The following is a 10,119-nucleotide window of genomic DNA, read 5'->3' as shown; positions in this document are numbered from 1 at the left end:
CCGCCGAGGACGCGGGCGGCGGGGTCGAGTCCGCGTTTAGAAATCGAGTCATCGGGATCGTTGCGACGTGGATGATCGGCGGGGTTCTCAGTATTTATTACGAGCTCTGGGATCTCGTCTTCGCGGCGTTCGACCAGATCGCGCAGGTCCCGGTAACGATCCTAAGCGATCTGACAATCGTCGGCAACGCCATGCTCAATATAGTCGACCAATTCGCCGGCGCCTACGAGCAACTGCTCGTTGAGGCGGTCGAAGCGGCTGGACCGTTCGGCTGGCTCGCTGGCGTCTTTGTGACGACTGTGCTGATAATCGGCTTCGCAGTCGTGGCTCGGAGCGCCTACGGGGTGGTCCGGTTCGTATGAGTCGACGCGACTGGGCCGCTGGCGGGCTCTTCGGGACGGCGATCGCGTTCGTTGTGGATCTGCTCGCGATGGGCGGAGACACGTTGATCGCGGCGGTCGTGCTGCTGCTCTCGGACATCGACGTCATCGTGACGATACTGTCCCAACTTCAGATCTTGGCCAGCGGACCGATCGACTCGCTGGACCCGGAGACGGTACAGGTGCNCATCGACGTCATCGTGACGATACTGTCCCAACTTCAGATCTTGGCCAGCGGACCGATCGACTCGCTGGACCCGGAGACGGTACAGGTGCTGTACTACGTGGCTGTGGCGCTGTTCCTGCTGACTCTGGTGCATCGACTCGCGCAATCGTACTACAATCGAGGTAGCCAATGACTGTAACAAAGACGAACGGTGGAACGAACTGGAATCGATCGGTGACGCCCGCGAGGTGGGTCCGATGAGAGGCACGCTCGCGGCGCTGGCGGCGTTGCTGCTGATACTCTGGTGGCTGGCCTCGTACGCGCGTGAACGTGACGCAGCGGACGCGACAGAGAACGTCGCGGGCGCTGTGTTCGCCGTCATCATCGGCGCAGTCGCGGCAGTGCTGGCGCTGCTGGGCGAGGCGGCGTCGGCGGTCGCGATGGTCGGCGATCTCGTCGGCGCGCACGCCCCGTATCTCGCTCACTTAGCGACGACGGTCTGGGGCTGGCTCGCGCTCGAGCACCTGGAGATCCCGCCGGCGTGGTGGGTCGGTGTCGCGCTCGGAATCATGATCGTCTTAGTGATGTTCGGGAGGGACGGCTGGTAGCATGAGTCGCCGTCTCGCTTCGGTCGCGCTCGCGCTGCTGCTGGTGACGTCCGCCGTCGCGATCGCGGCGGTCGGCGGCGCCGTGGCTGCCGAGTCTGAGAACACATCGGCTAACGAAACCGAGCCAGTCAACGAGTCGGTGGACGGGCTCGAGGACGTCGACGATCGCGACGCGGACAGACTGACGATCGACGATCTCGAGCGCGGCGGGGATCTCGTGCCAGGGGCGGATCCGTCGATGCGCTGGCTCTCTGACCAAGGATCGGTGTACGTCGATTATCCGAGCGCGGACCCACTCGCCCCGAGCGCAGAAGAATGGGAAGTGCAGAACGTGCTGGGTCCAGGCGCGACAGTGGAGCGAGACGAGCTCACGCTCAACGCCGAGCGGCCACGTGACGCGGGGAGCGAAGAGTACCGACTAGTGGTCGTCCACTGGGACCGCGGATCGGTCATGGAGGACGGCGAGCGAATCGAATACGCGGAGAACCGCGACGTAAACAACCACTCGATAGCGTTCGACGGACCGCGCGACCGCGTGACGATCGATCTGCCGAACACCGACGGCGAGTCGCGCGAGGTCACGATGTGGCTCGAGACGGAGGACGGCGATCCGGTCGACGGCGCTCGCTGGACGTTCACCCACCAGAGCGCACCGTACACAGTTGACGCCGGGATCGACACGATGGGCGATCTGCTGGCCTGGGGCGCGCTGGTTTTCGTTGCTCCGCTCGCGCTCGGAATCCCGGTCGCGGTGAAGGGCGCGAATGGCGTGCTCTCTCAGACCGGCAAAGGTCCGATGCTACCCGGAGTGATCTACGGGGCGCTAGCGGTCGCCGGGATGTTCCTCGTGGCGGTCTGGGGCTGGCGGACGGCTCTGACCGCAATCGTTCACAGACCGCTGCTGTTCAGTGCTGGGCTCGTTGTGCTCGCGTTCTGGGCCGTTCTCGAGGGGGGCGGCCACGATACGATCCGGGCGCTGTTCGTTCGGGACGAACTCGCAGAGGCGACGTCTCCGAGCGGCGAGGACGTTCACGATACGGTTTATGAGGACATGTCCGATCGGCGGCTGGTCCGGACTGAGACCGAGGGGGAGTACGTTCTCGTCGAGAGCGGCATCCGTCCGTTCCTAGCTAGGTGGTTCGGCGTCGCTCCGACTCTCGACGTCTCCGAACTGTCGACCCAGATCGACGTCCGGAAAGGTAAGTGGGACAAGGGGTTCGTGGCCGATCCCAATAGCGAGCGCGCGCTCGAGTACGAGCGCCCGCGTTTGACGCTTGATCTCACGAAAGAGACGGACGAATCGGGCTGGCTGGGAACGCTCTCATCGATCCGGTGGAACGTCTTCGCGTGGTCGCTCGCTGGCGGACTGTTCGGCTGGATGCTGGGGCCGGCGCTGCTGGGTCTCAGTACGGCCGTCGCGATCGCCGGACTGTTGCTCGGGTTCCTGATACCCGCGACGGGAGTCAAAGAGGGAACCGTCGAGTTCGACGCGGCGCCCGTACACTACACGCAGGCGAGACAGGTTCTCGCCGGTAGCTGCAAGGAGTACGCCGACGCCGCGACGATCGACGAACTCGAAAAGATCGCGTGGTCCGAGCGGTCGCGCACGGCGATCGACGCCCGCGCGGTCCAGTCGGAAATGGATCAAACGGTCACCGAGGCGATGATCGAAGACGAGCTGGGTCTCTCGGGAATGTTCGACGCCGAGTCGAACGACGACGAGCCGGAAGAACAGACAGAACAGCAAGATCGCCAATCGCGGGGCGACGAGACCGACGAGACCGCGATGGTACCGGCCGATGACTGACGATCGCGACGACGGACCGGCGCGAACGCAGCCGGCGCTGCGTGCGCTCCAGGTCGATCAACGCCAGCTGCTCGAGGGCGGCGGTCCCGTCGATCACGGCCTTCGCGATGGCTTCCCGACTGTCGAGTCCGCGTTGTGCTGGTATCAGCGCGCGACGGTCCGAACGCTGGGCCTGGTGGCCGATCGCTGGAAGCCGGCCGATCTGTTCCGAGACCGCACGCTGGCGGGATCGCTGGTGGTCGGCGCCGATCGCGATCGGTTCGGTGACCCGCCGTCGATGGACGCCGCTCGCGACTACCGGCGGCGCCTGGAGCGCATGGTCGTCCGGCCGGCGTGCAACCGCGCGTACAATCACCTGCGCAAGAACGCGGGAGAGTATCTCGAGGACTCCGACGTGGCGCCGTCGAAGGTCAACCCCGAGCGGCAGGATCACGTCGCGATGCGACCGTCGCTGGAGCGCAAGGATCGCGAGCAAGCGGCGGCGCTGCGCGAGGGGCTGGCCGGATTCGAGAACGAACGCGCGTTGATGGACTGGCTGCACGATCTCGACGAGCCGACGAACGGCGCCGAGCCGGAAGGACTCGCGTCACGGCTCGGTCGCGATCGCGTCGCTCGCGCGTGCTTGCTCGAGGACGATCCGCAGTCTCCCGAGGTTGACGCGGACGCGGCCGCGAACTGGCGCGAGCGGTTCGCGGCGTTCGTTGTGCTGCCGGCGTTCGTTACGGGGATCCATCATCTGGACGGCGGCGAACTGGTACAGCAATCGAGTAGCGAACTGACGATTCCAACAGGATAACATGACAGATACGACAGACGCCCGCTGGACGCCCCGAGACGGTTTCGGCTGGGGCGAGGGCACGGTGCAAGGACGGAAAGCGCGAGGCGACGAGTCCGCCCCTGAGTGGTGGACTGACGCCTACGAGATGCGAATGCGGTTCGGCGTTCCGCAGTTCGACGCCGAGGCGTTCCAGTATGAGATCTATCCAGATCGGCTGATTCACGAAAAGCCGGCGGAGGAGACGTCGAGCGCCGGCGGCACGGACTGGCTTAAGGTCGGTGAACGCGGCTGCGGGAAGTCGACCGATAACTTGCACTGGTCGCTCAGGCTGATGGAAGTGAATGACGAGAAAGTCGTTTGGCGCGGATCGCCGAGCCGATCGGAGTGGTTGATGTTCGCGCCCTGGACGACGGTCTGGCTGCCGCGGAACGCAGACGTCTCGGCGCGCTGGGTGTACGAGTCGCCGAGCAAGTCGTCCGAGCGCGTGACCGCCGGCGGTCTCGAGGAGATCGCGCGCGAAGTGCGCTACTACGACGACGTTCTGGACGTCGTCGAACAGATCGGCGCGCATCCCGAAGGGACGTTCAACGTCGTCTATCCGGATCCGTCGTTCGCCGGCTGTGCCGAGCTCACACGGAGGACGTCGCGGACATCTGAGACGCTTCCGTTCACTCCAGAGTGGATCGCAGACGAGGGCGAGTCCGGTACGCCGCTCGTTCACTGGTGGTTCGCGTTCGCGCTGGCTCGCGTGGAGTTCGCGGACAACTACGGCTGGACGTCGCTGATGTTCGACGAAATGGGCGAGTTGACGCCGCCTAACGCCGAACAAGACGAACATCGGACGTTCAAGAAACTGCTGCTGTTCCAGTCGCTGATGATCGACTCGCGACGTCATCGGTTCTCGCTGTTCGGAACGTGCCACCGGGAGACTCAGGTTCACTGGATGATCCTCGAGGAGTTCATGACGCGGATCGACATGCCGGACGGTACCCCGAACCCGCAGAAGGGCAAGGCGACGACGATCCCGCAGGGGTTCAAAACGGTCCCGATGTACGCAGACATCATGTCAGACCGGAAACCCGGTGTGGCGCTGATGTACTCCGAGAACGAGTTCTCGCTGTACCGCTGGGCCGATCTCAAATCGAGTGACGATCGCGAGGATCGGGTGCTGAAACTTGAGTTCTCGAAACCGTCGAGTTTTTCAAAATCGCCAGCAGGGACGGAGGTGGCCGGATGACGGACCCTCGGATCCTCTCGCGGCGGTTCGCGGCGGCGGCGCGATCGGCGCTGCTGGCCGCTCCTACGCGCGCGCGTCGATTTGCGACAGCGGGGGGGCACCCGGGTGCGCGGTCATCATGTAGACGCTCGAGAGTGGGCGCGCTCGTGCTCTCGCTCGTGCTCGTGAGCGCGTTATTCGCGCCCCTTGGCGCGGGCGTCGCGGGCGCCTCGAGCGCGGGCCCGTCCGGAATGCTCGGAGTACCGGACTCGCAGATCACGACGGTCGGCGACGAAATCTCGGCCAGCGACTGGGACGTGCATACCGATCGGCACGCGTCGACGCTCGAGGTCGAGATTGGAGTCGGCGCCGACGATGAACTCGAGCTCATTCTGAGTGACGACGAGAATCACGACGGTCGACAGGTTGCGATCTCGAGATCGGCTCTCATCGACGGACTGGGGCACGCGCCTGAGAAAGCGCACGGAGAGCACTCGAGCGGCGACAGTTGGTCGTCCAATGTTCGATACGAGGGAGAATGGGCCATTTTTGAGGTGCCACAGTTCTCCACCAACCCCGTGACGTTCGACGGCAATGTTGTCATCACTGGGAGCGACGTTTCTGATGGATCTCAATTCAGCTACGATCTTGAGGACGCATCCGCAGTTGACGACGGCGACGGAGAAATCGTCTTTACTGGTGTTGAGAGAGAGAACGACCGAACGGTCAGCGACTCTCTCCAATATTGGGAGTCGACGTCCCTAAATGTCGCAGGAGACAGAGACGTCACCGCTGATCTAACTCTTGACGCCTCTACAGAACGATATGGGCTCGTTGATGATGATGATTATCTACAGTCGGACCAGGGCGGATATTTCTCTGAGACTGTCCCTTCGCCAAATTCGACCGTGACAATAGAGTTGGAATATATGTGGAACCAACCCTCTGGCGGCGGGGATTTTCAGTTCTTGATAGAGGATGATGGAACAGAAATCTGGTCTGAAACAGGATATAGCGAAGAAGGTTCAATGGAGTCCGAGACGTTTGAATTAGACGTTTCTGGAACTGACGAGTTAACGCTCCGAATAGACACAGAGACAAGTGCGCACGAAATACATCAATTCGATATTGTTGGGGAAGAACCAACAGAGGCGACAGTTTCGTCAAACTCCGACTCCGTTGTGTTCGACGATTTCAGCCAGACAAAAAGTTTGGATCTGAACAGTGGGTCGGAGACAGTTGATCTGTCTGCTAACGGTGGCATATTCGACCTAGATCTAGAGTTCACTGAGCGAGTTTCAACAGCTAACCCTTCGGTCGATATAAACGGCAATACTGTCTCTTATGACGGGTCCCTAGATTCAGGTGACTCTGAGACGTATGGAATCGACAGAGACTGGCTTGTGGATGGATCGAACGAATTAGTGGTTAACACGGATTCCGTCAACGGCTTTGAGTCGGTTGTTGCGTTCGAATATAGTCATAGCGCAAGTTACGATCAGTCGGTCTCATATGTGGGAGAAGCGTGGAGTGAACAGTATAACATCTCCCGAACGTGGGATGACGCTACCCAAGACGCGAGCTTGACTATTCCGTTCTCGAGTTCTCGTATTGTTGATATAGGGGATTTAGAGCACAGAGTCAACGGTGGTTCATGGGAACCGCTTGAGGATTACGAGCTGGACGGTACAACACTCAAAGCGAAATTGGGAGATGTCTCGGCTAATGATGAAATTAATGTTCGTGCGACTGGCTCGAAAGTCGATGTCAGCGGTGGCGAGATCAACGTGCTCGAGCCGACAACAGAGGGGAACTCGCTCGATTCGCTGATTGAGATCTCCGAACACTCTGATGAGTTCGCGATCGACGTCGGCGGTACGTCCGAGGGCAACTGGCTGCACGATACGCGGGACGAATCATGGACGTCGCCGGAGACGACGGCTACTGTTCACTACGACGGCAGCCAAGAACTCCGGTTCCCGGGCGCGAGCGATGGCGCAACCACGCGCGTAACGACGCTTCCGCTCGAGGTCGACCTGCGCTCGGGATCGGTCGCGATCGACGTGATCGACGACGGAGCGGAGCCGCGCCTGGACGTCGAGCCGAGCTCAACGAGTTCGGTCGAGTACACGTGGCACGAGACGAGCCCCGGTGACCGGTATGTACTGTTCAGCGAAACGCACGACGTCGCTCGCGACACAGGGACGGCCTCGAGCCCGGTAACGCTCGAGGGACCGGGATACTCGGAACTCCTAACGATCTTGCACGATAGCGACGACGAGAACGAAACGGCAACGACGTCCGGCGGTGGCGGCGGTGGTAGCGGTCCCGTACCAACTGGCGACTCGAGTCCGATCGCGGTGCTGGGGATCGTCTCGATGGTTCTCGTCGGACTCGCATACGGAGCGCATCGAACCGGGATCGGCCAGCGCGCCGTCGCGATCGTCTCGGTACCGATCGTGCTGCTGGCGCTCGAGGTTCTGGGCGGCGGCGCGATCTCCGACGCGACGCACTCGATACTCGTCATGGTCGGATCGCAGGGGGCGACGGTCGCGGGATCGATCGCGCTGCTGGGGGCGATCGGCGTGCTGGCCGTCGTCGTCTTGAGATTCCGCGAGCGGCGAGAAGAAGCCGGAACGCCGGACACAGTGGTGTCTCTCGGACTGGGCGATGATGATACCGAGTGAACTGCTACCGACGGCGATCGCCGGCACGGGCGTCGTGAGCGCGCTGGTGCTCGCGCGCTGGGCGTGGCGCGCTCAGGTGCTCGCGCACTGGGCGCGGACGGTCGCGCTCGTGCTCGTGCTCGTGGCCGTCGGCGCGGCCGCGGGCGTGGTCGATCTCGAGCGCCTGTACGCGCTCGTGCGGCTGGTATCGGGCGCGTGACCGTGCCGGCGGGCCTGCGGCCGCGTATAGTATTACGCCGGCGTGGGCGCGCTCGTGGGCGTCTGTGGGCGGACGAGTACGCCCGGCCGAGCACGTCGGCACACAGACGGACGGACGCCCGCTCGCAAGCGTTCGCCTACGGGCGGACAGGCGGGTACAGGCGCTCACGCCTGCGCGAGAATCAGAATCCGGACCACTGTACGCCGTCGACGTCGATCCGAATATCCGCGACGTCGGTGTCTCCCGGCCCGAGCCCCGCAGTCCAGTAGTCTCGTGACTGGCCGGCCTCGAAGGCCCAGTAATGGTTGTCGAACCGTCCATCGGCTAGATCTGAGTCTCTGTGGTTAACGTCCCGGCATTCTGTATAATCCACATGCTTACTCTCTGCACAGATCTCGACGTCGTCGAACTCGTCTCCGACGTCGAGTTCGTGTTTCGTCCCGTCGATCACGGCGGCGGGCTCGAGCGTCGACGGGATGACCGGATCGGATACGTCGGGGGTGATCGCTTCGAGTTCGTACATGGAAACGGCGAGTCGTTCGGGACCGAACTCGTGATTCTTCTCAATACCGAGCGTCGAAAGAGTTAGTGAGTCGAGTACGTCGACGGACTCGACTGTGACGGCGAAGTGATCGAACTCGGTTCGGTCGCCCGGTGATAGCGTCTGCGTGCTGGACGTCCAAGATTCACCGCTCGAGTCGTCGCTGTTCGTCTCGTCGGATCCGGAGGTGCAGCCGGCGGTCGCGATCGCGACGGCGGCCGCGAGGAATGCTCGCCGGCGCATATCAGTCTCGCTGTTTCTCTGCGGAGACGTCCAGGTCGACGTCGAACCGAACGTTCCCGGTCGATAGCGTCGACGCGATCTCCCGGCGCTGTTTCCTCGTGAGGTCGTCTCGCTCGAGGACTCGTTTCGCGGCTGCGACCATCCGGGTGACGTCGTGACAGGCGAACGCAGCGGCGTTAGACCGATTGCAGTCGTACCAGTCGGCTGCGCGCTGTATCTCGTCATATCGCCACTCATTCCCGTCATCAGTCCGGATTCGGATCCTCCCCGGAATGTCGTTCGATTGGGACATGCTCGTGAACACGAGCCGGATTTCCTAGTCTTTTCCGGTGAGTGAACTGGGTTGAGTATATAAGGGCGGCTGCGACCGCGCCGGCGGGCGGGCGAGCGGACGCGATTATATCGAGCGCGGGCGGGCGCTGGTGAACACGTCGCGCTCGCGCTCGTGTTCATATCGGGGAATCCGGTTTCGTCGACGTGCAACCGGGGGAAGTCGCACGCGAATCGCAATTGTCGGGCCTGTGGATTATGTATAGCAGATACAAGTTTATCGCTTGGTGACGCCGGCGCGGGGCCGGCGTGAGACCGTCGTGGAACCGTCGACGGTTCTACGTGGGTTTCACGTGGGAAAAGCGTAAGACCGTCGAAGGGAATAGATCAAGTATGAAGAATGATCGATTAGATAGAGTTGAGGCGGCGATACTCCATTACCCAGATCCGGTAGTAACAGCGCCAGAACTGGCAACACACGACGATCTCGAGGATCTGGAGCGGCGACAGGTTCTCGACGAACTCCGGCTACTCGAGCGCGCCGGTGACGTCGAATCGAAGAAGGTCGGAGCGAACGCAGTCGCGTGGTGGCACGTCGACCGAGTGACGCCGGCGCCGCCGCGCGATCCGGCGGACCATCCGGATCAATGCGAGCTCGAGGAGACTGTTGATGTCGGCGGCCGTCGCGATCGCGTCGACGGCGCTGGGCACCTGGAGGAGAGCGACGACGAATTGTCGGCAGCACTCGAAGGGTGGCGGCCGGGGCGGAACCGAGAGGAGCGCCGAGAGCGCCGAGAGATCGGTCGTGCGGCGCTGGAGTGGCTTCGCTCGGAGAGTGGCGCTCGGACGCGCAGCGACTTTGTGAACGCACTATTCGAGTCGACGTCGTTGGACGGCCAGCAGGAAAAGACGTGGTGGGTCCGAGTCGTTCGGCCAGCGTTAGATCATGCTTCGGAGAGCGGTTTTGTTAACGGATCTACGAGAACGTACGAATGGATCGGATCAGAGGAAAGGGGCGTTAACAGCAGCAACTGAGACATGAGGGAGTACATCGACGAGGAGAAAGTCAACGTTCCGACGCCGGAAGAGTACGCAGAGGTCCGAATCGAGTTACTTCAATCGGTGCTCGACTCGCCTCGGGTTCGACACATGATCGCGGAGGGATACGAGGAGGTTCCGATATGGTGAGATTCGAAGTCCATTCGTGCGCGACCCGCGCGTATA

At 62.3% G+C, this 10,119-nt stretch carries 11 protein-coding genes; 9 read left to right on the top strand and 2 right to left on the bottom strand.

The annotated features are described in order from the left end of the window. From C493_RS23290 to C493_RS21870, 7 genes are all read left to right on the top strand, one after another. The coding region (locus C493_RS23290) for a hypothetical protein (protein WP_007261693.1) at positions 1–362 on the top strand (362 nt) is incomplete at its 5' end. 441 nt (positions 363–803) lie between these two features. Continuing rightward, positions 804–1,154, top strand: coding sequence for a hypothetical protein (locus C493_RS21900; protein ID WP_049889580.1), 351 nt, complete (start codon positions 804–806; stop codon positions 1,152–1,154). 1 nt (position 1,155) lies between these two features. Further along, positions 1,156–2,961, top strand: coding sequence for a hypothetical protein (locus C493_RS21895; RefSeq protein WP_007261690.1), 1,806 nt, complete (start codon positions 1,156–1,158; stop codon positions 2,959–2,961). After that, the gene (locus C493_RS21890) at positions 2,954–3,757 is read left to right on the top strand and encodes a hypothetical protein (protein ID WP_007261689.1); all 804 of its coding nucleotides are present in this window, start codon (positions 2,954–2,956) and stop codon (positions 3,755–3,757) included. Before C493_RS21895 ends, C493_RS21890 begins: the two co-directional genes overlap by 8 nt. 1 nt (position 3,758) lies before the next feature. Next, a complete protein-coding gene (locus C493_RS21885; RefSeq protein WP_007261688.1) occupies positions 3,759–4,976 on the top strand; it encodes a hypothetical protein in 1,218 nt (405 codons plus the stop codon). Positions 4,977–5,110: 134 nt separating this feature from the next. After that, a complete protein-coding gene (locus C493_RS22920; protein ID WP_152421232.1) occupies positions 5,111–7,642 on the top strand; it encodes a hypothetical protein in 2,532 nt (843 codons plus the stop codon). Then, positions 7,629–7,841, top strand: a complete 213-nt coding sequence (locus C493_RS21870; protein ID WP_007261685.1) for a hypothetical protein — start codon at positions 7,629–7,631, stop codon at positions 7,839–7,841. The genes C493_RS22920 and C493_RS21870 overlap by 14 nt, the downstream gene beginning before the upstream one ends. Before the next feature lie 181 nt (positions 7,842–8,022). Here the strand turns inward: C493_RS21870 and C493_RS21865 are convergent, their stop codons facing one another. Both C493_RS21865 and C493_RS21860 read right to left on the bottom strand, forming a co-directional pair. Then, positions 8,023–8,625, bottom strand: a complete 603-nt coding sequence (locus C493_RS21865) for a hypothetical protein (RefSeq protein WP_007261684.1) — start codon at positions 8,623–8,625, stop codon at positions 8,023–8,025. Position 8,626: 1 nt separating this feature from the next. Next, positions 8,627–8,917: a DUF7692 domain-containing protein gene (locus C493_RS21860; protein WP_007261683.1), complete on the bottom strand. Its 291-nt coding sequence runs from the start codon at positions 8,915–8,917 to the stop codon at positions 8,627–8,629. A 371-nt stretch (positions 8,918–9,288) separates the two neighbouring features. Here C493_RS21860 and C493_RS22915 point away from each other — a divergent pair, with 371 nt between their 5' ends. Together C493_RS22915 and C493_RS23195 are read left to right on the top strand one after the other, a co-directional pair. Then, entirely contained in the window at positions 9,289–9,930 is a 642-nt protein-coding gene (locus C493_RS22915; RefSeq protein ID WP_152421231.1) for a hypothetical protein, read from the top strand. A gap of 3 nt (positions 9,931–9,933) precedes the next feature. Then, positions 9,934–10,083, top strand: coding sequence for a hypothetical protein (locus C493_RS23195; protein WP_161606925.1), 150 nt, complete (start codon positions 9,934–9,936; stop codon positions 10,081–10,083). Positions 10,084–10,119 lie beyond the last annotated feature (36 nt).

The sequence above is a fragment of the Natronolimnohabitans innermongolicus JCM 12255 genome (assembly GCF_000337215.1).
In the GTDB taxonomy this organism is placed as follows: domain Archaea; phylum Halobacteriota; class Halobacteria; order Halobacteriales; family Natrialbaceae; genus Natronolimnohabitans; species Natronolimnohabitans innermongolicus.
The sequence above is the reverse complement of the archived record's forward strand: the minus strand, read 5'-3'. Positions and strand labels throughout refer to the sequence as shown.

What these genes read in the sequence shown, in the direction of transcription:
- C493_RS21895 (WP_007261690.1), top strand. Translation starts at nt 1,156, where the DNA reads ATGAGTCGCCGTCTCGCTTCGGTCGCGCTCGCGCTGCTGCTGGTGACG.
- C493_RS22915 (WP_152421231.1), top strand. Translation starts at nt 9,289, where the DNA reads ATGAAGAATGATCGATTAGATAGAGTTGAGGCGGCGATACTCCATTAC.
- C493_RS21885 (WP_007261688.1), top strand. Translation starts at nt 3,759, where the DNA reads ATGACAGATACGACAGACGCCCGCTGGACGCCCCGAGACGGTTTCGGC.
- C493_RS23195 (WP_161606925.1), top strand. Translation starts at nt 9,934, where the DNA reads ATGAGGGAGTACATCGACGAGGAGAAAGTCAACGTTCCGACGCCGGAA.
- C493_RS21870 (WP_007261685.1), top strand. Translation starts at nt 7,629, where the DNA reads ATGATACCGAGTGAACTGCTACCGACGGCGATCGCCGGCACGGGCGTC.
- C493_RS21865 (WP_007261684.1), bottom strand. Translation starts at nt 8,625, where the DNA reads ATGCGCCGGCGAGCATTCCTCGCGGCCGCCGTCGCGATCGCGACCGCC.
- C493_RS21860 (WP_007261683.1), bottom strand. Translation starts at nt 8,917, where the DNA reads ATGTCCCAATCGAACGACATTCCGGGGAGGATCCGAATCCGGACTGAT.
- C493_RS21900 (WP_049889580.1), top strand. Translation starts at nt 804, where the DNA reads ATGAGAGGCACGCTCGCGGCGCTGGCGGCGTTGCTGCTGATACTCTGG.
- C493_RS21890 (WP_007261689.1), top strand. Translation starts at nt 2,954, where the DNA reads ATGACTGACGATCGCGACGACGGACCGGCGCGAACGCAGCCGGCGCTG.